We start from the raw sequence: 23,390 nt of genomic DNA, 5'->3' as shown, positions 1-23,390 counted from the left end.
CCTTTCCAATAAAAAAGCACGCATAACGCGTGCTCGTGATCTAAAAAATTAGATCCTATTTAATTTGTAACTCCCTCTTAAGTCCCTCCTGCAGGACTTGTGAGAAATTAATATCATGCTCCATAGCCATCTCGTTCATCCAAGCAGGTATAGACAGAGTCTTTTTAACCGACTTATTTTTATTTCTTAGTCTAAAAGGCGGCATAAAGACCTCTACCAAAATACTTTTTTCATTCTCTCCAACCTTTAACTTTCCAAGTTGAGTAGGCTCAGGGATAGGCTCTCCATCTTCTTCTAAGCCATTCATAGTCAAAGTTAAAAGCTCTTTGGCATATCCAACCAAATTTGAATCATCATCATTGCAAGTACAAACATCTAAATCTGGAAAATAAGTCTCCGTACCTCCGTCCTCATAAAAAGTTACAATTGCAGGATAACAATAATAATCACTAAATTTCATAAAAACCTCCTTTAAGGTATGGGAAGAAAGGACTAGTTAAATTTTAGTCCTGATTGCTTTTCGATTGATTTTAAAGTTCTAAGCCGTAAATCCTTTCTAGGATGTGGGACTGTAACCCGCCCCTTCTTAAAATCATGTTTGAATTGATGGTGACTTCCTTCAACATCAGCCAAATACCAACCGTCAGCTTCTAATAATTTTATAACTTCCCTTGACGAATAAGATTTCATCACTACCTCCACTGACTATATTATACCACGTATTATATTACGTGTCAAGAGTTATTTGTGGTTCTAGTAACTATCCTCATCTTGGAAATCGCACATTCCTCCTCTAAGGCATCCACCACATTGAGCTATATTCTGACAATTTGTTTCACATTTAGTCTGACAAGATTTTTGACAGCTAGATTCACACCCTTTTTGACAAGTACTTTGACATGAACTTTCACAGCTGCTTTGACAGTTCTTCTCACAACTGGTCTCACACTTGCCCTGGCAATTCTGACATGATTTTTCACATGTACTTTCACATCTTCCTTGGCAATTTTGGCAAGATAACTGACAGATCTCTTGACATGCACTAGCACACTTGTTTTGCCAGATCACATTCCCCTTGTGATTAATCTTCTCAACCTCCTCCATGGCAAATATAACTTCTTTAATCTTGTTTTCATCTATTAATATTTTAATCACCTAACCCTTTATGAAGTACAAGGTATCTGCACGATTCTTTTCTGTGCTAGACAAAGCGTCGTATTCTGATTGGGTGAGTATCTTGCAGCGTTTAAAGTCAGCTAAATTTTCATTTGTAACAAGCTTACTAGGGTCAATGTCATCAAGCTTTTTCTTGTCTTCCTTGCTCATCAGTCCTATTTTGTCTTGACTTGCTGCATTTAATCGTACGCTGTCAAAAACTCTTCCTTCTATATTTTCTAAGTTAATTATAATGCTCTTATCAGGCTCATCCTTGTCAAATCCTAGTTCAATAGCCTGGAAGCTATAATCCACAAGTTCCTTGTATTCATCAGTAAAGTCATTCGTAGATAAAATCTTGTTCCCGTCTTTGTCCACCTTATTATTCCAGGTGGTTTTTTCCGTATCAGTGACTGTTCTGTGATTCGTGTCTTCCGTCATCTCAGACAACTTGGTCTTTATCTCCGTCCTGCCCGCCTTGTCGCCCAGTTTTTTCAAAATCGTAGTCACGCCTGATTGATTCTTGCTTAGTTCGTCTGCAATTTCTTTTAGCGTGTCCAGTTCTTGTGGCGCGCCGTCGATTAATTTCCCGATTCTATCATCAATCATTCCACCAATGCCCGACTTTAAATCCTTGCCGTCCATCGTAACTGCGGAGGCGTCGGTCAGTACATCCACATCTGTCTTGACCTCTAGGCCGTTTTCATCTCGACCTACATGCTGTACTCTAATTTTCTTTAAATCACTCAATTATTTCACCTCTTATACTTCCAATGTTTGATGATAAATAGCCGCCTTGTCCCTTGGCAATTAAATTATACTGCTTATTAATCGGCCATTCTTTCCTGATTATGCTTACCAGCCTACCCGCGAATATATTATCTGCCTCGCCTTTAATGTCCGTCACCTGATATTCGTTATAAGTTAGCTTCAGCACCCTTCGCCTACCGCCTGCCCATATAGGTCTAAATATAACTTCTACCGTTGTAAACATGGCAATATTAGCAGGAATAATTCTTCTAAGTTCATCCATCAGTACATTTGCTGTAACATTAGTGGTCCCAAAGTAAACCTTAATCTTTAAAGCGTACTTATCATAGATCAGTTCCATCTCATAAGTATCTTTGCCTAAAAATAAGTCTAGAAACCGCCTTAAAGTCCTATCAGTCCATATAACATTGGAGTTCCATTCTAAAAACACCTTTAATCTTCTATCCTCAAGACTGCCCATAGGTATGATACCAAGCATATCTTCCCAGCGACTAATCCCCTCTTCGTCAGCCTCTAAAATCAAGGTGTTTTTTAGAGTTCTGTAAAACTCATCCCACATAAGATTAAACTCGGGATTTTCCGCCTCAACTCTAGCGTAAAATTCCCGAGCCTTACCTATGACCTCATAGTCTGTATAATTTAATAATTCAACTTTTCTAATTTTAATCGCCCCCTATGCCTTACACATGCCCTCAGGAGCCTTATCAAGATAAGTCACTTGACCAAGTATAGGGATCTCCTCTTCTGCAAAGGTCAGCCGTATATTCTCATCATTAAAAGACACATACTCGCAGTCAACAAAGTATTTATCATACTCCAAAAACCTACTGATTAAATTAGAACTTCTTAGAACCAAAGGTCTTTTCCCCCAGCCATCTCTAACTTCCTTGATATATTCTTCTAAAACTTTTTTGACAATATTGTCTGTGTTGTCTTTGTTGTATCCCTCGTGAAAAACAAGTTTTAAAGCTATATTTACCAGCTTTTCATCAGCCCCCTTAACAGTAACTGTATGGCCAATAGGAGCAATCCCGACTCCCTTGCCCTGATTCTTAACAGGATCAAGAGCCGTCTGCACATCATCAATTAATTTTGTTGATGGTTTAAGTCCATCAGACCCTGAAATTACAACTTTTACTGTGCCGCCGCCTTGCCAAATTGGAAATACCTTAACAGCACCAACACCATCAAGAGCCATAGTCCAGCGTTCGTAGTCTTCAATATTTCCGCCAAAGTTTTTCTTCCTAACTTCTTTAAAATATCTTTCTCTAAACTCTTCCTGACTTTCGTCATCTCTAGCAGGCTTCAAAAGCTCTTTAATTCTAGCTACTTCATAGTATCCATACAAGGCGTTTAAATAACCACTTTGAATATTGTACTGACTTCCTGGTCTCTCTGCTATTAAATCAGCTTCAAAGAGGGATCCTTTTTCCTGGCAATCACTAGTAACAATAAATCTTAATTTATTTATAGTAAATATATCGCCCTTATTCACCTTGTCAGAAAACTCTCCTCTTACAAGAGCCTTGCTTGCCCTGTATACTTCTATACCTCTTTCTCTGCCAAGCTTCTTCAAGTGATTGAAGTCAGCAGTATCAGCAAAGGCATTTTTATATAATTCGTCAAGCTCAAAATACAAAGCTTCAAGCTCCATACAAGCAGGCATCAAAGCATCGTATATAACCGAGCCCTCTCTTTTGTCCATATCATCTGATATCCTAGACATACATCTTTTCAGTATGTCCTCTGCATAAAATTTAGGCAATGCAAATCACCTCCTAATTGAAATAATTTATTTATAATGATATAATATACAAAACGACCTCTCAAAGTGAAAGAGGTGCACATAGAATGTCAAACTACGAAGTTGCGATGGTTTTAATATCGCTAATTTCATTAATTATCAGCATAAATCGTAAAGACCAAAACAACAAATAATCTTTATAACTGAAATTTAAAATGATCAAGCATATTTTTTAAAATTTATGGCAAAATCCGAATTTGAGTCAAATTGAAATCTTTAGAGCATAAAGGAGTTTTTAAATCGCTTGACAATCAATCAAACTTATGCTAAACTAAGATCAGACATTAAATATGCACCAAATAAAGTCCTATTCGGAAAGGCAACTACCAAAATAATTAATTAAAAATTATTAGGAGGTACTAAAAAAGCTCATGAAATCTAATCATGAGCTTTTTTAGTGTTTAAATTGATAGGACAAGCCTATCCATATCAAATTCTCCATATATACTATCTACTGTAAAAGACAGGCACACATTATCCTTTTGTGACATTTCTTCATTGTATATAAATCTGTGGACCTCGTTTATCCTGTCATCATCAATTAATGCGTCCCTTATCCTATCTGTCAAAATCATATAGGCCCACCTTTTCTCTTTTCCAAAGAGATCTTTTTTCTTTAATCCATACTCGCCATATATTACATATTCGCCCTTTTCAGTATTGAGTTCCTTATATATAGCTTGCTTGAGGGCCTCTATATCGTCACAGTGCCCCCAAATCCTCTCTCTTTCTATGTCCATCTTATAAGTCTTTGAAGGCTTTACTCTTTCTATTTCAATCTTGTCTTTTAAAAGCTCATTAATTTCTTTATCAACTTGAGGAATCAATCTAGGCCCTCCTTATGAACAATCTCATTTAAAACACCGCTATAAATATGGACCTCATGGCCACAGCTGCAGTTCCCAACTAAATCGCAGCTTGGAATTGTTCCCGTCCATCTATAAGGGATCCCGTTCTCACCAACATTTGCAGCTTCATAGCAATAAAAATACCTTTGACCACCAAGGTCTTCCTCCAATACAAAGTCCTTGCCAATGTCATTTGCTGTAAAAACCCTATATTTAGGTGTAATTACAAAAGCGCCTGACACCTCCAGATTATCATAGAGCTTAAAGGTAGGTGGATTTACCTTTGTTAGCTTGGCAAAAACCTTTCTGGCCATATTCTTTTCTTCAATAACACCATTTGCAATCTTTTCAATTACTCCCTTTAAATTAGTGGACATCTACTTACCTCCCAGTGGCATTATGTCTTTGTTGTATACTTTGACATCCATTAAGTGGATGCCGCCCTTAACCTTGTGATTTACACTTGATACAAACATCATAGAATTAACCACAATGTCTCCTATTGCTCCCAAAACAACAGGGATCAAAGACCCGCCCCTTACTTCCCAATTGCCAATACAGTCTTTAATCTCAAGAGTACGCTCTTTTCTATTTAATAACTCCAACAATCTAGCCGCCTTCCCATCCATATCTTCTGTTTTGGAGCTTTCGGCCATAAACTGCCTAAGTCCCCACTCCTTAATGTGGTTCATATCCTCTTTTATATAGTATTTAAGGTTTTGCTTGTCATCATCATTATGGGATAATTTAATTCTGTTATACGAATTTTCAATGCTGGTCTTGTAGTTAAAATTACAAGCATTATCAAATGTAATTGCCCTTTCAACCATCATTGAAGTTGGCTTTTTAAGAGTGATCCGCCCATTTTCATCAAATAGAGTAAATATAACCCCATTGTGGGCCAAGGTCATATCATAGGCATCCTTAAAAATAGTAAAATATTCCTTATTTCTATGGATAGCCCCCTTGATTTTATATCCAGTATCTTCAATCTCTCCAGTTATCATTCCCTGGTGCCCACAAACTTCTTGGATGATTTCGCTATAAGTCATGTCATCAAACTTCATTGTGTCCTTATTCTTAAAATACCACATAGAATCATAGCATGTATTTTTTATAATCTGCTTCTTATCCCTGGACTTGCTTACAATATAACCTGTATAAATCATATTGCCATCTTCGTCATATACCTTTATATTGTCACCCTCTCTATAGCTGATAATCTCATCCTTCACCAATTCAAAAGTTAATGTTGAAGGTTCAAAATTCATGCTGCGCTTTATTGTAAAATTTTCCTTTACAATAGGCTCATAGGTCACACCCCTGGATGTAATTATTATTTTATACAAAGACTCTACCCCCTTATGTAAAAAAAGAGGGCCGCCTCTTCCCTCTATTTCAAATCTATTGTCCTGCCTGACAGATCATCTCTTATACTGCCAATATTATTTTTACTTTTTATGCTCTCATAATTATTTAGATCAATTCCACCCCGCCTCATGGCAACATTTAAAGGCTCGCTCGGTCTTACCTTAACCTTATCCAAGACTGACCTTTCCACAGTGCTAACTTCTGTAAGTGTCGTTATGTCCCCGTCACTCTTAGCACTTAGGACCTTGGTCTTAAGTGGTATATAGACCTTTAAAGTAATGGATGCCATAAGTCCAGGAGCCTTATCTGAAGACTCTTCATAAGAAAAATCCTCAACTGTTGCTTTTTTGATGATTGAATTTTTTAAACCCCTATCATATCTGATGATAATAAATGGGATTATCTTCTTTTCTTTCATCAGCTTTTCAATACCGTCAACCACAGTAAAAGGCTCAATATATGTGCCAACTATTGGCGCATAATCACGAGGCAGAAAAAAATCAAATCTATAACTGGTCAAAGATGGCTTTTTTAAAACATTGTATTCATCCCCATTTAAGAGATCTATTGTTTTATTTTTCCCCTTATAGTCAACCTTGATACTAGATGGAGTAATAGGCAGCTTAAAGTTATTAATATAAAAATCATGTGCTCTCATTAAGCCATCACACCTACCCTTTCTACAGCCTCATACAAACCATCCTCAATCGACTTAATAATTGAATCTGTGTCCGCAGTCTCGTGGACATCTCCAAAAGTATTGTCCACATGGACATCGATCTTATCCCAGGATAGATTTTGAATGGCCCTTTGAAACATAACATCCTTAATTTCTTTTAGATCTTCATTGCTTACCTCTAGGCCGTCATCAAGCTTTTTATCAATACTGCCTGCAGCACCGCTAGCCTTGGCAAGGTCATTGCCCATACCTCCTAACATATCTTCATACTTTGGAACACTAATATCGCCTAGAGTATTAGCCTTTTCAGCTTCCTTCTGCTTGGCAATTTCATCTTGTTTGATTTTAATTTCATTTTCTATGCCAGCTGTTTTATCTGAGAGCTCTTTTGCTTTTGCAACAAGGCCATCTCCCATCTTATCCCTGATTTTATTGGACCACTCATCGTAATTATCTGCAAATTTTGCCTCGCCAATTAGTCCAACATTAACACCAGGTATATGGTTAATTCCTTTAATCAAAAAGTTAAAGGTCTTAATTACTCCATTTACAATAGATTGGACCGCATTTAAAACCATTGATACAACTCCCAATATAGCCGAGGCAACCCCGCCCATAAATCCAGCGATTACCATATACAAAACGCTAAATATATTCATAACGGCCAGCTTAAACTTAAGCCAGGCTATAGTTAATCCGCCAACTGATTGGATCCATCTGATGGTAAGCATTATTAGAGTTAAGACTACTGTCGCTATCAGAATTATAGGATTGGCATTGCAAGTTGCATTAAATAAAGCCATGGCAGCATTGACCGCAAGCGTTGCTCCCCTAAAAGCAAAGAAAGCCATTACTACAGTCTCAATTATGCCTGGTATTTCTCCAAGGACACTCAAAACAGGTCCAAGTATATCAATAAATACACTTATTATGTCTGAAGCTATATCTACAAGTGTCACCAAACTATTAATGATAAACTCGATAGTCTTTTGCATATTATCATTATTTAAGAGCTCTTCCCACTTAATAAAGGCTTTGCTGAGAGCCGCTTGGGCCCTGTTTTTAATATCAGTCATTATGTCCGCAAAGGTCTTTGGCATATCTTTAAAGGCATTATTAGTCTCTTCAGCACTTGCAAGCATGGCATTTTTAATCACTTCACTAGAAAGTTTGCCCTCTTCAGCAAGTTTTCTAATCTGACTTATATCTTCTCCCATATATTCAGCAACTTTTTCAAGTATAATAGGAGCATTAGACATAACAGCATTGAAGTCTTGGCCACGAAGCACACCGCTAGCGAGGGCCTGAGTCAAGTTATACATAACGGACCTGATCCCTTCCGCATCTGTGCCTGCTATCTTAAAGTTTTTGTTTAATTGCTCAGCAAAAGTTATCAGCTCATCTGAAGAGCCAAAGGCATTTCTTGCCTGCATACCAAGCTTGCTGATGACATCAGCTGTCATCATAAATTCACCACGAGACGCGGCAGCACTCTGCCTAATCTTGGATATTAGCTGGTCTCCAGACAAATCTTTTTCATTGGCCTTAAAGCTAGCAGCAACCATGCCCAGCCTAGTGCTTACATTTTGAAACTCATCTGCAGCTTCAACAAACTTTTTGACCCCCTGAAAGGACAGATAAGCTCCCAAAAGCTTCTTGGCAGTTCCAATGGCCTTGCCCATAGCTCCTTCATTGTTCATTATTGAGTGAGACAGACCATCAATTGAATCACTAGACTTTTCACTGTTAATCTTCATTTCAATGAGGGCCTCATCGTACTTGTATATACCATCAAGTGCACCCTGCATTTGATCTCTGGCTTTTTCAATGCCTCTTGTGTCAATCATGCCCTCAGAAGACCTGGCGCAGTCTTCCATAGCTTTAATAACATTGTCGACAGACGAAATAATATTTTTAAGGACAGGTGACATAGAGTCAAAAAGTCTAATCTCGGTACTAATCATTATTTACTTGCCTCCTTCACTTCCTTAGCATACATTGAAAGCATCGCCCAGTACATAGCCTTTTCCTCTAAGGTCATAGAGGAAATATCGCGAGGACAAATCCTTCCCTTAGTAAAAACAAAGAGATGATAACCAAGCGATGCATCATCGTCCGTCTTAATTAGTTTTTTGCTTTGTCAATCTTTTCATTAACCCCTTCATCAAGTGAGTTAAACTCATTAATGAGTGTTGTAAGTCTTACAAATTCTGCCCCAGTAAACATCTCGTTAATAAGGTCTTCCTCATTCATAACTCCATAAGAGTCTTGAAGCTGAGCATCTTTTAAATCAGGCTCTACAATTGAAGCCTTTAAAATCTCCATATTGTATACATTTGAGTCAAAATAAGGCTTCTTGCCCCTGATTGACACGGCCATTTCTTGACACCGCGACAATTCTTTAGGGCTCAAGAGTTTAATTGTTACAGGAGCTTCAAATCTATCTGAAACTAACACATCCTTGGTCCTTTCGCTATCCTTTACATTGACCTTTAAAAAGCTATCTAATCTACTCATTCATTCCCTCCAACACTTTAAATAGTTCTGGTGCATCAATATCTTCACAAGTCCCATCAACCTTTTCAGATAAAACTTGATTGTCGACATTTAAAAGTGCCATTGAAATATTATTAATCTTACAATCCCTTAAGATAATTGTATGCCTACCTGCAGTAGAGTTAGGGTCATCATTGGTGATTTGCAAGTCAAAATATGTTTCCTTGCCAGTCTTTATATATTCTAAAGCAAGGGCTCTGAAAATATCTGTGTTGTAATACATTTCAGCTTCCCAACCCAGTTTAATGCCACTGGTTAAGTTACCTGCAACAGTAGTCCCAAGCCTTTGAAGTTCAATGTTATTTTTCTCTGTCTTTGTATCAAAGTTTTTTAATTGAAAGAGCAAATACCTCTTCCCCTTGATCGTTGCATAAGCCCTACCATGTCGACCATCAATAGCCTCATGAGCTGGCATAATTCTTTGTTCAGTCATATTAAACCTCCTTATTTAACCCTAACGATCATATAAAGCTTTCTCATGACCATAATAGGCTTAACCAGATAATCAACCTCAACAGTATCCTTATCGTGACCAGCTTTAACAACAACATCATCAGGCACGAAATCTTCAATAGCTCCGAGCTTTTCAAGAGTCTTTGCATGATTGGTTATATCTGCCCACAAGCTAATTCTTCCATCCTCGTTGTTTTGTACCTTGCCAATATACATAGAGTTAAAGATCTTGGCAATATCCATGGCAATTTGGTCAAGGACTCTAATAACTTGGTTTTGAGCAAAGTCATGATTTTTATCCTTGGTAAACTCAGTAAATGAGTTGATATCTTCAAGGATCCTGATGTCATCATTATCCCTATGGAAAATAAACTCTCCATTAATAATAGCCTTTTCAAGATCCCTTTGAGCAAGCTTGTCTGAGAGAGTATACTCACCTAAATACAAGCTATTATCTAGGCCCTTGTTAACATCGCAGCCAGCAGAAACACCCAGCACATAATATACAAAGCCTGCTGGCTCTTCCTTGGCTGAGCTCGTAACATTAATTACACCCTCATAATTAGCAGCCTTTTTGTGTAAGACTGCTTGGCACTTCTTGCCAACCTCGTCTCTCATTCTCTTTACAAAGCTTACATAGAGGCTCTTAATCTTGTCATCAGAGCCTGCATAGCCAATGGTATTGAAGTAATAGCTCTCAATAGTCTTTAAGTATTCACTATGGTCTTCAGCTTTAACTTCTTTATCTGTACCGCCTTGCAGGGCCTTTGGCTCTCCACTTAGGTCTGTATAATTAGCCTTGCCGCTTATATCTATATAATCATTACTTGGAATAGCCTCTGTCTTTTTAACCTTTTCACTTAAGACCTTTCTGCCAAAGAAGTATAGATCAAAAATAATATTGTCTTTATTGTCAATATCTTCCTTAAAGGCAACTTCAATATTATTGCCAGCAGCACCAGCATACTTTGCAGTCAAAGTCAGGCCATTTATGGTATTTTTTGCCTTTTCTCCCCTGCCATTAAGTCTATATAAATAAAGTGTCTTTGCATTTAATAAAACCTCTCTAACTGGTCTCAATCGGTCATCATCATAAGATAGACCCAGTAGCTTCAGGCTATCTTTTTGCAGCTCATCCTTGGATAGGGTAATGAGTTCATCTCCCCAGCTTAGCGGCATAGCAAAAGTGGCATAACCTCTTTCGCCAAAAATATTTGATGGCCTTCTTACTGACACAAAGTTAATATAGGTGCCTGGTAAAACCTTGTTTTGAGTTAAAAAATTTCCTCCACCTAGCATTATTTAACCTCCTTTTTCTTAATAAAATCTTTATAAAGCTTATCCACCTCATTTAAGATATAAGCTTCTCCGTCTTCTAGGACCACATCTAAAACATCAACATTGTAATCAAGGCTGATTGCATTTTTGATGTCTTCTTTTGTGTACCTTGCTTCCACTTCTTTCTTCAATCTTTAACGCTCCCTTCTTCAACCAGCTTAAGCATGTAATTCTTATCTCTGACTGTGTGATAAGTTATTGAGTATGTCGCCATAGCGTTTATCGTTAGGCCAAATTCATCATAATTAGTCTCGCAGCTCACATAACTTGCATATACGGATCCTGTCTCTGTGTCTATCTTTTCTAAAGCAGCCAAGAGCTTCATTTGAATATCTTGGATATTAGTAGGGAATTTCTTCTTAAAATTCTCTTTTTCAGGCACATAAGTCGCACTGACTATAAAGTCAAATTTAAGCCTGTCATTCAAGAGCCTTTTAATTGAAGTATCTGCAATTCTTAAAAATATACATGGAGTCTTTAAACCCTTAAGGACATTATTTTCATAAAAAGTCAGCTCTCCAAAGCTAGATTTAAGACTTTTGTTTACATTTTTAATCAGCCTATCATCAATCCTATAATTCATTTGACCAGCTCCTTTAAATACCTGTCCACAGACCTTTTAACATACCTATCCAGGTCTCTCTTAACCCTCTGCTCGGATATTTTAAGCATAAAAACCCCGTCAACCCAGCCAATGGTAACCCCATTTGATACAATCCTATGGCCCTTTTCCACAAAGCGTGCATAGGCCGTGTTGTTGTAGACCTCACAAATATAGGAGCCATCCATATCCTTTCTAAAACTGGAGAAATAGCTCCTTCTTAAAAGTCCACTATCCACAGGAGTCAAATCCTTTGCTTCTTTAATGACTTCTGCCGCAATATCTTCAAGGACCTTGCTTAAAAGCTCATCCATAGATTTTCCACTGGACTTTAGCCTTGAACTTAGGTCTTTTAAGCCTGATAAATTTACATTTATAGCCATCTGTCCACCTCTTTTACCTTGTACTCTCTATGAGATGAGTAAGCCTTGACCTTGCTAGTCACAAGATAATAATCAACTTCATTTTGCCTGACCTTAACCAGTGATCCCTCTTCTAAAAGGACCTCATAAGGAGTAAAAAGAGTCATCCCTGAGTCTGACTTAGCATTCTTATCATCTAAATCATAGCTAGTAGTCTCAAAGCTTAGCCTGCACTTAAAATCTGACACAGGCTCGTAGCTTTCTCTGGTATAGCCTTCGTCATCTACGCTTTCAGTCTTAAGATATAAAGAGCCTGATGATTTCATCAAGCTCTCGGCATTTTCTTTTATACTTTTAAAAATATCTACCATGCTAATTTCCTATACCTGGTAAGATAGGCCCTATATCCACTCATAAGAGAGCCTACAAGGGCCTTAGCATTGAGTATCTTATCACTAGATGTACTGTCTTTATAGGTGACAGACACATCACCCTCGGTTATAGATGCCAATGCACCTGTTATTGCAGCATTGTCAGCTCCTTCATCTATATTTACATAATTTTTAATGATATATAAATCAAGATAGCTGGCACAGGTCATATTGACCCAGGTATACAATAGACCCCTAGGTATCTTATCTATGTTGCAATAGTTTAAGATAAACTCCCTAACCTCAAGGGCCGCCATAGTAAGACTTTTAACATCCACATCCTCGTAACCATAAGCATTAAGCTTCCCAAGAGCCTTTAAAGTTGCCTCTTTGATGAAGTTAACCTCATCATCGATTAGATTTTCGTTAATAGTCTTTAAAATAAGCTCTTCGCTCATACTATCACCTACTTTTTATTTGATGTAGTCTTCTTGGTTTTCTTAGCCTCTGCCTTTTCTACTTCTTCTACAGCCTCTGTTTCTTCGTTGACAACTTCAGCTGCTTCTTTATCTTCAGCCTTTTTGTCTTCAACTTCTTTGTCTTCAGCTTCTTCTACAACCTCTACTCCTACAATTTCATAATCCATAGCTAATAGCTTTTCGATTTTGACTGGATCATCTGTTATTTTAACAATATTATCTTTAACTAGCTTCATAACTAAGCTCCTGTACATACAAAGATTGATTTTTCGTCGCCTTTTTTGATCCATAGATCATGGTAAACCCTAAAGTCAATCTTATAAGCATCTGCTTGTTGGTTAACATCAGGAGTAAATACTCTTAATTTATCAGTTTTTGAAATAGCAATAGGAACTGATTGAGGAGTAATAATCCAGTTGATATCCTTTGCATCGTCAGCTGCCTTTAAACCGCCCTTTTCTTGACCTGATGTAGTTCCATCAAGGCTTTCATATTTGGTCTTCATTCTGCCTGCAGGTGCTGGTTTAATGATATTGCCATTTAAGTTATATACTCGTGTATTAACTTGTCCTTGCTTAAAGTTATCCACAGCAATACCTCTCTTAAATTCGCTTGAGTTATTTAAAAGGGCCCATGCCTTACCAGCAATTGTAATGACAAGGTTTTTGTCATATCCAATTTGGTCTTGGATGGCCATAATGTGCTCTAAAAGCTTATTAACAACATTGTCAGCTGTAAGTGCAAGAGCTTCGTTTTGTCCAGCCTTTTCTGCAATTGCAGCAATCTTTGAATACCTGTATGAATCAATTTCAGGAATCATTTGTTCAGATTGGAAAACCTTAATAGCATTTGCTGATGTTGCAACAAAACCTGACTCATCAAGATCCATAGCATCAATCATAAAGGTCCTACCCCTATCTTGAGTAAGTGTATAGGTATTGTATTTAACAGAAATACCACCTTGGACAAAACCCTTGTCTCTGTCATAGTCTGCTAGGCCAGCTGTGGTCATTGTAGGAATTTTAACCTCATCGCCACCGTTATAAATAACTTCCCCTGCGTTTGCTTCCATCCAGCCTGATGTAGCTCCAATAATAGCAGCTTGATCAAGCTTTTTTTGCATTAATTTTGCGTACTCAATTGTGTTAATAGTCATTTAATTACCTCCTTAACTATTAAAAACATCATCAATCTGGCTTGCCATCATAGATTTTGGCTCGCCGCTACTTGATTCAGGCTTGTGTGAAGTCATTGACCCACTGCCTTCATCTACATTTTGTGACTCGTCACTTTCAAAAAGATAGGCGTTGGACTTTTTCAGAGCTTCAATGGCTTCATCAAGGCCCTCAATCTTGTCCTCGTCGTCAAACTTTAGCTTATCCACATCAATAAGCCTCTTTGCAATATCTGAAGACTTAAAGCCTGCGCCCTTCAATGCCTTGTCAAGACGGACATCATTCTTGTACTTGGCAAAGCCTGACTCGGTTTCTTTTAGCTTGTCTCCTGATGCCTTTAAATCATCATTTGCCTTTTTAAGCTCAGCCTCCAGGTCCTTCTTTGTCTTTTCTAAATCGTCAATGCCCTTGGACTTTTCCCTTAGCTCTTCATTCTCAACCTTTAACTGATTGATATTCTTGCCATACTCAGCCATAACCTTATCGATGGCCTCATCAGTTAAACCCAATCCCTTTAAAAATTCTCTTGTCATAAAAACACTTCCTTTCACATTTTTACGAGTTTTGTCTCGAGATTATATTTAAAAAGCAGCTATCGACAGAGTGTCGACAACTACTTAATAAAACTTATTTAATTTTTAAACGATTATTCACGATTAAAGCTTGCAATATAGCTATTTCTCGTAACTTTTCGCACAATTAACTCACGATTGCAAGCAATAAAAAAGACACATCACTGTGCCTTAGTTTAATATTTCTATATAACAAAATATACTACTATTTTGCTATACCTTTAATCATCTTATATATAACAAAAATAGATGTGACTGTAATAAGATTAAATAGGAATGTTAAAAGTATTATATTCAAGATGCTAATTCCTTCTCTGCTCGAAATAGCTGCAAACAATGTAACATTAATTGACATAAGTGAAAAAGCAGAGAATATTAATGATGCAACTCCAATCATATCATAAGTGTGCCTATCGACCTTATTACTAAGTATATTTGTTTGCTCATTTAATTTTTCTTGATTTTCCACAGCATCTTTTTTGACTTCTTCTAACTTGCTTTTAGATAAATCTAATAAACCTTTAAGATAGTTTATCCTTGATACATCTAAATTTACATGATCCAGCAATTTTTTAAAAGATTTTTTAGTATCATCATCTAAATTACATGTTTTTTCTTCAAAATATTCATTAATACAATTCAAATTATTTATAAGATTATTAATAAGCCGTTCGGCATTTTCTTTATTATTAATATCCGTTATAAATGTAAATATACTAGAATACTTATGCCTATAATCATCAGAGTATATATCTTTTAATTTATTGCATATAATATCTAATCTTTCTACATTGAATTGATTGTTATTAATCAAATTCTCATCATCAGCTATATTGTTCAAAAATTCAAATATTAAATTATCTTTATTATCCATAATTTTTAATCTCTTCTAAAGAAATAATTGGATGGTAAAAACTTTGACAGTTGCTACAAGCTCTATCCCATGCAAGACCTCTAGAGTGGGTCTCGTCAACCATGAGCCAAGGATTTTGATTTTTATATCGCTCTATAACATTATCAATTAAATTAATATCATTTGAATTTATATAGATTTTAGGGTCTTCAAAAACTTCAATTTTCATGCCCCCATAGCCAGCATATCTATAATAAACTTCAGGAACAACTGGGCCAAACTGCCAAGCTTCAATAACTTCTTTAAACATGGCCTCATCATTCACTCTTAAAGACTCTCTTTGAACAAAATAAAGCATTTTTTGTAATTTTAAATTAGTTATTGGTAGTCCCATTTGAGTATATATATAGAGAATATATCTAGCAATATCTAAAGCCTTATACATATCCACTCCTCCTTAATCAAATTATAGCATACTGCGAAAAATTATGCAATATTATACAATAATACTGCTGTAGTACTAAAAAAGCACATCTAAAATCTATTTAGTGTGCTTCTTTTTCCCTTTGCTCTCTTCTTTTTCTCATAAACTCATCAAGTTTTTTTCTATTTTCTTCCCCTCGTTTTTTTTGCTCAGGTGTTAATTCGTGATAACTTTCCGAGTCATATCTTGCTTGAATAATCTCAGCAACTTTTTTATCCGTTAATACCTCTTTCATTTAAAATCACCTCACTATATATATTGACATTTTATCATTTGTACATAGTTTTTTCAAAGCTGTATCTTGGTTTAGTAAAAACTCTCTCTGTTTTTTAAACTTGTCATCAGCTAAACCTTCAATATAAGCTCCATTTGTACCCCTAGGAATGATAATTGCTACATTTGGTCTAGTACCTGTTGTGCCTTTCATTGTTACTGATGTACTTAAAAACTTTTCAACAGTACCTTCCAAATTGCCTGGATTAATATCATTCCTGTATACGATTATATCATGTTTCAATGTATTCTTCAATAATCCATCAGCAATGTTAGAAGCATTATTTAACAGCATAATCTCTTCTTTTTTATCAACTGGCTTATATCTACCTTCTAGATACCCATTAATTTTTTCAAACAATCTCAATCCATCCTTATCAACCCCGTTATATGTGTATTTATTGATTGCTCTTTTTTCGTCATCAGTTAACTTATCAATCCAGCCTTTAGACTCTTTTCTTAATACACTTACAACCTTTGATGGTTTGAGTGGATCATATCCATAAGCCCTGGCAATTTCTTCAACAGTCATATCTTTGAATTCATCTGAAATATCATCTACATATTTCTTCTTCCACTCATCATAGGACATATAATCAGTCTTGACGCTCTTGCCATTTTCATCCCTCATCATTCTTTCGCTTGGCAAGTCGTCGTCTTCAAAATAGACTGTTGTTGTGCACCTGCAATTTGGATGAAATGGCGGCATATTTACACCAATCTTAGCATCTTTAATCTCATAGTGCATGGTATCTTGGCTGCCACATATCTCACAAGTCCGCCTGTCAAGTGTTGCCAGTATCATATACTCATCAGCTGTTGTTTTCTTGTAAGCATCCATAACTGCCTTGTTAGAGAAAAAACTGTCCTCAGTGTTTAAAAGCCTCAAGCATTTCTTGTAGCTAACATTCATCTTCCTTGACATTCTCCTAGAGGCTTCTTTGAAGTTTGCCCCCCTAGTCGCAGCAACAATAAATTCCTTGTATAACTCATCAACCAAGGTCTCTTGGTCCTTCCATATTCTATTAGAAAAAGTCTTGCCATCAGAGGTCCACGGCTTTTTTGCCATCCAATCAAAATACTCTCTCGTCACCCTCTTTGTAAAAGAAAAATCATCCATAGTCCTATACAAAAGATAAGATGCACTGTAATAATTGTGCTCATAGGTCTTGAATAAGTTTTCAAAAATCAAGCTCTCATTTTCCTTGGCCATATCTTTAACATTCTTAACCATCTCCAGCCTTATTGCCTCAGCATAGGATAAATTCTCATATCTGGACATAACATCCTCTTCATTGCCTAAACTTGAAGCAAGGGCATATATCTCATCCTTGGTCATCTTTCTTTTTAAGGTCTTAAGGTCCAACTCTAGGTCATTTGATAACCTGGCTACATACTTTGCAATATCATCTTCGATCAGCTGAAAGGCTTTCTTGTAACCCCTCTTGATCCTTATCTGTGCTACTTTAGACCGCCTTATATCTCCCTTGAGCATAGCCTCAAGTCTTTTATTGAAGTAGTCCTGCTTCTTCATCTTCGCCGCCGTCTATAAGATAGTCGCCCATCTCTTCCTCGTCTTCCTCTTCCAAGGCTCTCAGCTCTTCGTCAACATTATCCACAAATGGATGCCTTGATAGTAAAGTCTTCCTGGATAATAAGCCCTCACTTTGAGCAATCATATTAACAGTTGCCTCGTCATTTATCATGAGGTTTCTTCTAAACTCTGTAGTGGTCAATAAATCGTCCTTATCGATCCCTTTTATTTGTTTCAAGAAACCCTCAAGATGTTCAAGGCTTGCAGTAAATTCAAGGGCCGTTTGATTTGCGTCCAATTCCATATCTGAATAGGCGCTCTTAATGTTTAGCTCATTTGGAGCATTGCCCGTCTTGTCCTGCTTCATATCAAAAGCCATAGCATTTTCAATTAACTTTTCTTTAAGCAAATCAAGTATCAGCCTATAATTTTCACTGTTGACTTGGACCTCTAAAGTCTCAACATCTCCGTCAGCCCCGTCAACACCAGTAGACACTTTAACCGCCCCGTACTGGGCAAGCTTTTGTCTAAATTCACCCAAGTCTTCCCCATCATAATTCTTTAAAATTATAATCGAGTTCCTTGGGTCTTCGAGCATGTTGTCGTAGTAATTAGATAATATTGCATTAATAGCATCTTGCAAGCTCTTAACCCTCTTAAGCAAAGGCATCTCACTTGAATTGCTCTTAAAATAAACAAAAGGCACCTTGCCAAAGCTGTATCTTAACCCATCTTTTTCAAGGTAACCCTCTTCTTTAATCTCTGTATAGTCTTTATCTCTTAGAAATATTTTAACATCATCTTTCGTGTACAAGGCCACCTTATCAACCATCTTGATGGCTCCGTCTTTAAAGTCTTCCGTCTGATAAACTCTAATAATAGCCTCAATACTCTCGTGGTTTCTGTCTGACCAAATTGGGATAATCTCCGTCGAGTCCATCTTCATCATAGAAAGCTTGCCAGATTCGTTGGCCACATACATCCAAGAAATTCCACATAGGTAACTCTCAAGAGCAATCTTATTAAGTGTCCTCAAGAATTTGTTGTTGTACAGCTCTTGGACCAACTCCTGATAGCTTTCATCTTCACACTTAACAGAGGGCAGCTGGCTAAATAAGTAATTGACCTTTTGGTCTACCGCCTTTTTGTATTGGTTATCAATAATACGAGCGTTGGGCAGGTTTTCAATAGTCTTTATTGATCCATCCTTACCGATTGTACACCTCTTTTTAAGGAGTATATCCTGCTCGTAATTATAATACTTTATTGACTCCTCCATAGCCTCTCTTGTTAGCTGGAAGTCTGAAATTTTCGCCTCAATATATTTGATTAATTCATCCTTGTTTAATTTTGTTATATCCATCTTTACTCCTTAATCAAAAGAAAATTTGCTCTGCCTCATATCAAGAGTTAGGCTATAGCGTACTGCATCTATTATGTGATTATCCTTGTCCACCAGCCTATTAAGTGCATTGCCGTCCTTATCCGTGTCGTAATCGATATTCTCAAACTCCCTGGTAGCATTAGGACATCTCTTGGGATCAATGACAATAGCATCTAAATCATCAAGCCATTTCTCTCCGTACTCCACAGAACCCTGGCCCTTTTTTGCTCCGTCGCATTTCAGGCCATAGCCTCTCATCTCTTCAATGGACTTAGGCTCGGCACTGTCACAAATAATCCTAACATCTGTCCAAGCTCTTTTTTTTATCTCTTCTGCTGCTTCACGGTTACTCATTTTAACCCTGTACAGCTCATCAAAAATATAAATCCTCCGCCTGGTCTTGTCATAGTGTAACCTCACACATGCAAGAGGATCTGTAGCATAACCCCAGTCAAGGCCCATACGGATATTGTCAAAGTTTTTAACCTCGGCATCCGTCAGTTCCCTAAAGACTAAATTATCAAAAGGCACTACACCAGAGCCAATAGGCTCTCCCAAATACTCATGCTTGTATTTTAAGGGTTTCATCTCTTTTACATGGTCAGCCTCAGCAATAAAAGCTTTTGATATATAAGGATTGTCCAAGTAAGTCGACTTGTGCAAATAGAGATTGTCTGGCTGAAAGACAGTCTCAAATCTCTTATTGACCCAAGACTGTCTTCTTTTCGGTGGATTGTATGAATAAATAATCTTGTACTCCAAACCCTCTGCAAGCTCCGCCCTTAAAATTGACTGCTCAATTGATGAGACTTCTTCCTCGGTCTTAAACTCTGCCAGCTCCTCAATCCACAAAGTTGTGATTGGAAACTTGCTCATCTTGATTGACTTAATCTTGGATGGATCGTCAGCGCCCCTGAATATAATGGTGTTGCCTCTAGGCTTGTAAGTAATTCTCAAAGGACTTTGATTAAATCTAAAATACCTGTCCAGCTTCATCATCGAAACAGCTTCTTTTAACTGCTCATAGCAGCTCTCAGCCAAGGTGTTGCCGACCTTCCTTACACACAAAATCGTTATAGGATACTTGATAAGCTCTAGGATTAGCTCAATGGCAACAGTAGTAGACTTGCCACTTCCCCTGCCGCCTTTTAGTACATAATAAGTGTGATCACCCTTTTTAATGGCCCTGTGGACCTCTCTAAACTTAGGCGCGATCAATTCTTTTAGGCTAACATTAATCTCACTCATCAATATCATCCTTAATGACAACAGTCTCAGCCTCAATCTCAAGCTTTTGTATAAACATGCCGTGTGCTTTTGCCAAGCTATCTGCTGCACTCTTCCTAGTTGCAGCGCTCGGAATAACCATCTTTATGTCTTCGCCCATGCCATTTGAAATAGCCATAGGCTCTCTTACCTCTCCACGCATTACAGAAGTATAAAAAGCCAAGACCTCTTTTTGCTCTGCAATTTTCTTATCGTCAAGCTCTTTCATCCTCTCGTCTATATAGGATTTAATGTCAGGTTTTGTCAGGTTTTCATTTCCAATGCTTCTAGCACTACTTTCTTTGTAACCAGCTTTAATTGCAGCTTCGCTTGCATTTCCACTGATGATGTACTCATCAGCAAACTTTTTTTGTTTAATTGTTAATTTCTTTGACAAATACACCACCACCTTTCTCTTGGCAATGAAAAAAGCACCCCACCACGGTAAGTGCTTCTTTCAGTCGTAAAATTAAAATGAATTTAGGAGGATATATGAAAATTCTGAAAATTATGGATTTCATCTCGTTCACTTTCTCCACTCTAATAATACCACAAAAAGATAGTGCACTTCTATACACTTTAGTACATTTTAGTACGCACTTTTAAGAATTTATTAATTTTTTTAGGTTCGCAAGGGCTCTACGGTGAATATTATGTATTGCCGTATTTCCATAATTCAATTCGTCCGCAATCTCGAACCACTTCATGCTCTCAAAATACCTCATTTCCATAACCGTGGACTCCTCAGTATCTAATCCCCTAAACTGCTCAGACCAGTAGGCTTTTTTGTCTACAAGCTCCTCAATCTCGTCTGCCTTTTCCCTCTCTAACCTGCAAATCTTATCCAAGAGCTCTTCAAGCTTGTCTCTAGACTCAAAGGACTGGCACTTAGGCATACCAGTAATAACGGGAGATCTAATGCTCGTCTTTAATTCTTTTAACTCTTCAAGCTGGCGATTCTTTGACCTAATGGCAAACTCTAAGTACCTCATAGAATCCAGCTCACGCTTAATATCCATAGAACCCCCTCATGACTCAATAAATAAAATACCGTCTCCGCAATACATGCTTAAAAAAAGCTTACGCTTGATCTTATAGACATCAGTCTTAAAACCTTTGACATCTTCAACAATGATCTTGCTTTTAGCCTTATCAAAATACTTAAAGTCAGCAACATAAGAGATCTCACGCTCTTTCTTGCCATCATAGTAAAAGCTATCAAGTAGTACAAACTTAGGCTGCAGCTCAAGGTCCGTAATTTCTTTAGCCCTCTCTAATAGCTTTAGCTCTTTGTATCTAGCAGCCTCTTTCATGCTATCAAAAGGGATGCCATCGATCTCAACCTTCTTGGCATTGTATTTGCTGTATCTCATACTCAATCTCCCTTGTACCTTAAAAGCTCGTCAAGCTCTTCATCGCTCATGCCGTCAGTCTGCCTTTTGTCTGAGTAATCAAAGCTACCCATCTTGGCCTTATCACTTGCCTTTAGTGGATAAATATTCTCCCACCCATTCATCAATGCATTTCTAAGCATAATGATTTTATCCTCATCCTTGCCCTTACTCATAGTGTCAAGCTGTTTTAAGAATAGCTCAAAGCTAGCCTCATCAAAAGGCTTGTTTCTCTTAAATCTTAAATCTACAAACATACACAAACAATCAATAAGTTCTTTGCTCTGTGTGTATTCATTAATTTTTTGCATAATAATATCTCTGTGTGTGTATGTTTTACTTTTATTTTCTTTACTTTTCTTTTCTTTTCTTTTCTTAGCATCGTTTTGCATGTTTTTTGCATGCATTTGCATTGCACTTGCATTGCTTTTGCATTCTTGACCTTGATTTTCAATATTTTCTTGTTTTTCTTTTTCGCCTTGCCATCTTTTGTTGGCGGCTTTTCTTCTTTTTTCTGAAATTTCATTTGCCTTATTATCTTTAAGAGACATTCTTCTGCGGAAGCTTTCGGAGTAGAAGCACGCACCATCTTCGGTGAAAGCAAATAACCCAAAATCTTCAACGACAGATTTTACTTTCCCTGCATCTACACGAAGGTCAAAGGCTATAGCATTATAATCAGTGACACTCATGTAGTCAGAGTCCTCTCTTAATCTTTCTAGCAGCATGAAATATATTCCATATCCCTCAGCACCAAGCTTGGCCCTAAGATTTAAAATCTTGGTATCATTCCTAGCATTGCTATCGTGAGAAAAATAACCCTGTATATTCTTTTCCATAACAATCTCCTCTTGGAGAGCAAGGCACGCTTAAAAACGCACCTTGCATATATTTAAAAGACCGATTAGATCTCCGTCTTTTCTTCGTCAGCCATAGATTGGTTCAAGTTCTTTAAATCATCTTCAATAGCCTTGACCCCTGCTTCAATTTCATCACAAATCTTATTGTAGTCAGTCTTTTTAACATCAGATGATGAACCCTTATATCCATATCTTTCCATAACAGCCTTAACAAGGTTACTATCACCCTTGGCAATGGCAAACATTCTCTTTGCCTGTGCTTGAGAAATTGTCCCGTCATTATCCGTATAATACCTTTGTGCATTTGAATAAGTGTTGCCTTGTAGGTCCATGTCTTCAATATCTTGAGTAAAGACATTTGATAAAGACCCAACCATTAAAGCAGCATCCACCAGGGCCCTCTTCTTTGCCATCTTTAAAACAGTGTTATCTAAATCATAAGGACTTGATTTTTGATACTTACGTTCCATTGTGTTGCACGAACCAAGGCCCTCTGTTATGACCTCATCTTGGCCATCAATGTTTTTTATCAATTTACACTTGATTTGGTATTGGAAAAAGCCGTTTTCAAAATCCCTAGTGCTTTCTACGATTTCAAAATGACTCTTTAAACCAAGAAGCATAACAATTTTTTCTGCCCCTGGCTTTAAAAGTGTTGGCTTGCTAGTCCCTGGTATAACTCCATAGTCCATATTTTGTTGAAACTGATTTTGCACAGCTTGTTGAAACTTCGTAATTTGTTGTAATTGACCGCTAAGTGCATTAGCGTCAAAACCTTCAACTATCATAATGTTATTATCCATAATATCC

General features: G+C 37.2%; 32 protein-coding genes. All 32 read right to left on the bottom strand.

Annotated features, from left to right (window positions below):
- Positions 1–55: 55 nt before the first annotated feature.
- The gene (locus CUU59_RS03455; RefSeq protein WP_099950609.1) at positions 56–460 is read right to left on the bottom strand and encodes a type II toxin-antitoxin system HicB family antitoxin; all 405 of its coding nucleotides are present in this window, start codon (positions 458–460) and stop codon (positions 56–58) included.
- A 32-nt stretch (positions 461–492) separates the two neighbouring features.
- A complete protein-coding gene (locus tag CUU59_RS03450) occupies positions 493–690 on the bottom strand; it encodes a type II toxin-antitoxin system HicA family toxin (RefSeq protein ID WP_099950608.1) in 198 nt (65 codons plus the stop codon).
- A gap of 465 nt (positions 691–1,155) precedes the next feature.
- Positions 1,156–1,905: a hypothetical protein gene (locus CUU59_RS03440; protein ID WP_099950606.1), complete on the bottom strand. Its 750-nt coding sequence runs from the start codon at positions 1,903–1,905 to the stop codon at positions 1,156–1,158.
- Positions 1,898–2,545 (bottom strand): putative phage tail protein, encoded by a 648-nt coding sequence (locus tag CUU59_RS03435; RefSeq protein ID WP_281254428.1) that lies wholly within the window; start codon positions 2,543–2,545, stop codon positions 1,898–1,900. The genes CUU59_RS03440 and CUU59_RS03435 overlap by 8 nt, the downstream gene beginning before the upstream one ends.
- Positions 2,546–2,599: 54 nt before the next feature.
- Positions 2,600–3,691, bottom strand: coding sequence for a baseplate J/gp47 family protein (locus tag CUU59_RS03430; protein ID WP_099950604.1), 1,092 nt, complete (start codon positions 3,689–3,691; stop codon positions 2,600–2,602).
- A 440-nt stretch (positions 3,692–4,131) separates the two neighbouring features.
- On the bottom strand, positions 4,132–4,557 hold the full coding sequence (locus CUU59_RS03425; protein ID WP_245870541.1) for a DUF2634 domain-containing protein: 426 nt from the start codon (positions 4,555–4,557) through the stop codon (positions 4,132–4,134).
- Entirely contained in the window at positions 4,554–4,955 is a 402-nt protein-coding gene (locus CUU59_RS03420; protein WP_099950603.1) for a hypothetical protein, read from the bottom strand. Before CUU59_RS03420 ends, CUU59_RS03425 begins: the two co-directional genes overlap by 4 nt.
- The gene (locus tag CUU59_RS03415) at positions 4,956–5,927 is read right to left on the bottom strand and encodes an XkdQ/YqbQ family protein (protein WP_099950602.1); all 972 of its coding nucleotides are present in this window, start codon (positions 5,925–5,927) and stop codon (positions 4,956–4,958) included. It abuts the gene before it with no gap.
- Positions 5,928–5,971: 44 nt separating this feature from the next.
- Positions 5,972–6,607: a hypothetical protein gene (locus CUU59_RS03410; RefSeq protein WP_099950601.1), complete on the bottom strand. Its 636-nt coding sequence runs from the start codon at positions 6,605–6,607 to the stop codon at positions 5,972–5,974.
- Positions 6,607–8,592, bottom strand: a complete 1,986-nt coding sequence (locus CUU59_RS03405) for a tape measure protein (RefSeq protein ID WP_099950600.1) — start codon at positions 8,590–8,592, stop codon at positions 6,607–6,609. The genes CUU59_RS03410 and CUU59_RS03405 overlap by 1 nt, the downstream gene beginning before the upstream one ends.
- A gap of 160 nt (positions 8,593–8,752) precedes the next feature.
- Positions 8,753–9,145 (bottom strand): phage tail assembly chaperone, encoded by a 393-nt coding sequence (locus tag CUU59_RS03400; RefSeq protein WP_099950599.1) that lies wholly within the window; start codon positions 9,143–9,145, stop codon positions 8,753–8,755.
- Entirely contained in the window at positions 9,138–9,617 is a 480-nt protein-coding gene (locus CUU59_RS03395) for a phage tail tube protein (protein WP_099950598.1), read from the bottom strand. The genes CUU59_RS03400 and CUU59_RS03395 overlap by 8 nt, the downstream gene beginning before the upstream one ends.
- An 11-nt stretch (positions 9,618–9,628) precedes the next feature.
- A complete protein-coding gene (locus tag CUU59_RS03390) occupies positions 9,629–10,936 on the bottom strand; it encodes a phage tail sheath family protein (RefSeq protein WP_099950597.1) in 1,308 nt (435 codons plus the stop codon).
- Positions 10,936–11,106 carry a hypothetical protein gene (locus CUU59_RS08155; protein WP_169922843.1) on the bottom strand — a complete coding sequence of 57 codons (171 nt, stop codon included), beginning with the start codon at positions 11,104–11,106 and terminating at the stop codon, positions 10,936–10,938. Before CUU59_RS08155 ends, CUU59_RS03390 begins: the two co-directional genes overlap by 1 nt.
- Complete coding sequence (locus CUU59_RS03385) at positions 11,103–11,558, bottom strand: phage tail terminator family protein (RefSeq protein ID WP_099950596.1); 456 nt, start codon at positions 11,556–11,558, stop codon at positions 11,103–11,105. The genes CUU59_RS08155 and CUU59_RS03385 overlap by 4 nt, the downstream gene beginning before the upstream one ends.
- Entirely contained in the window at positions 11,555–11,959 is a 405-nt protein-coding gene (locus CUU59_RS03380; RefSeq protein WP_099950595.1) for an HK97 gp10 family phage protein, read from the bottom strand. Before CUU59_RS03380 ends, CUU59_RS03385 begins: the two co-directional genes overlap by 4 nt.
- Positions 11,950–12,309 (bottom strand): hypothetical protein, encoded by a 360-nt coding sequence (locus CUU59_RS03375; RefSeq protein ID WP_099950594.1) that lies wholly within the window; start codon positions 12,307–12,309, stop codon positions 11,950–11,952. The genes CUU59_RS03380 and CUU59_RS03375 overlap by 10 nt, the downstream gene beginning before the upstream one ends.
- Complete coding sequence (locus tag CUU59_RS03370) at positions 12,303–12,767, bottom strand: head-tail connector protein (RefSeq protein WP_099950593.1); 465 nt, start codon at positions 12,765–12,767, stop codon at positions 12,303–12,305. The genes CUU59_RS03375 and CUU59_RS03370 overlap by 7 nt, the downstream gene beginning before the upstream one ends.
- Positions 12,768–12,775: 8 nt before the next feature.
- The gene (locus CUU59_RS03365; protein WP_099950592.1) at positions 12,776–13,024 is read right to left on the bottom strand and encodes a hypothetical protein; all 249 of its coding nucleotides are present in this window, start codon (positions 13,022–13,024) and stop codon (positions 12,776–12,778) included.
- Between the two features lie 2 nt (positions 13,025–13,026).
- Complete coding sequence (locus CUU59_RS03360; protein WP_099950591.1) at positions 13,027–13,944, bottom strand: hypothetical protein; 918 nt, start codon at positions 13,942–13,944, stop codon at positions 13,027–13,029.
- A 12-nt stretch (positions 13,945–13,956) separates the two neighbouring features.
- A complete protein-coding gene (locus tag CUU59_RS03355) occupies positions 13,957–14,496 on the bottom strand; it encodes a phage scaffolding protein (protein ID WP_099950590.1) in 540 nt (179 codons plus the stop codon).
- Positions 14,497–14,740: 244 nt separating this feature from the next.
- Positions 14,741–15,409: a hypothetical protein gene (locus CUU59_RS03350; RefSeq protein WP_099950589.1), complete on the bottom strand. Its 669-nt coding sequence runs from the start codon at positions 15,407–15,409 to the stop codon at positions 14,741–14,743.
- Positions 15,402–15,833, bottom strand: coding sequence for a Panacea domain-containing protein (locus CUU59_RS03345; RefSeq protein ID WP_099950588.1), 432 nt, complete (start codon positions 15,831–15,833; stop codon positions 15,402–15,404). Before CUU59_RS03345 ends, CUU59_RS03350 begins: the two co-directional genes overlap by 8 nt.
- Positions 15,834–15,933: 100 nt before the next feature.
- Positions 15,934–16,107, bottom strand: coding sequence for a hypothetical protein (locus CUU59_RS08150; protein ID WP_169922842.1), 174 nt, complete (start codon positions 16,105–16,107; stop codon positions 15,934–15,936).
- A gap of 6 nt (positions 16,108–16,113) precedes the next feature.
- Positions 16,114–17,679 (bottom strand): minor capsid protein, encoded by a 1,566-nt coding sequence (locus tag CUU59_RS03340; RefSeq protein WP_099950587.1) that lies wholly within the window; start codon positions 17,677–17,679, stop codon positions 16,114–16,116.
- Positions 17,654–19,042, bottom strand: coding sequence for a phage portal protein (locus CUU59_RS03335; RefSeq protein ID WP_099950586.1), 1,389 nt, complete (start codon positions 19,040–19,042; stop codon positions 17,654–17,656). Before CUU59_RS03335 ends, CUU59_RS03340 begins: the two co-directional genes overlap by 26 nt.
- A 9-nt stretch (positions 19,043–19,051) precedes the next feature.
- Entirely contained in the window at positions 19,052–20,311 is a 1,260-nt protein-coding gene (locus CUU59_RS03330; RefSeq protein WP_099950585.1) for a PBSX family phage terminase large subunit, read from the bottom strand.
- The gene (locus CUU59_RS03325) at positions 20,304–20,726 is read right to left on the bottom strand and encodes a terminase small subunit (protein ID WP_099950584.1); all 423 of its coding nucleotides are present in this window, start codon (positions 20,724–20,726) and stop codon (positions 20,304–20,306) included. The genes CUU59_RS03330 and CUU59_RS03325 overlap by 8 nt, the downstream gene beginning before the upstream one ends.
- Positions 20,727–20,931: 205 nt before the next feature.
- Positions 20,932–21,348 (bottom strand): sigma factor-like helix-turn-helix DNA-binding protein, encoded by a 417-nt coding sequence (locus CUU59_RS03320; protein ID WP_099950583.1) that lies wholly within the window; start codon positions 21,346–21,348, stop codon positions 20,932–20,934.
- 9 nt (positions 21,349–21,357) lie between these two features.
- Positions 21,358–21,702 (bottom strand): DUF1064 domain-containing protein, encoded by a 345-nt coding sequence (locus CUU59_RS03315; protein ID WP_099950582.1) that lies wholly within the window; start codon positions 21,700–21,702, stop codon positions 21,358–21,360.
- 2 nt (positions 21,703–21,704) lie between these two features.
- Entirely contained in the window at positions 21,705–22,559 is an 855-nt protein-coding gene (locus CUU59_RS03310; RefSeq protein WP_099950581.1) for a Lin1244/Lin1753 domain-containing protein, read from the bottom strand.
- A gap of 65 nt (positions 22,560–22,624) precedes the next feature.
- Positions 22,625–23,383: a hypothetical protein gene (locus CUU59_RS03305; protein ID WP_099950580.1), complete on the bottom strand. Its 759-nt coding sequence runs from the start codon at positions 23,381–23,383 to the stop codon at positions 22,625–22,627.
- Positions 23,384–23,390: the final 7 nt, after the last annotated feature.

The sequence above is a fragment of the Ezakiella peruensis genome (genome assembly GCF_900215725.1).
GTDB lineage: Bacteria > Bacillota > Clostridia > Tissierellales > Peptoniphilaceae > Ezakiella > Ezakiella peruensis.
The sequence above is the reverse complement of the archived record's forward strand: the minus strand, read 5'-3'. Positions and strand labels throughout refer to the sequence as shown.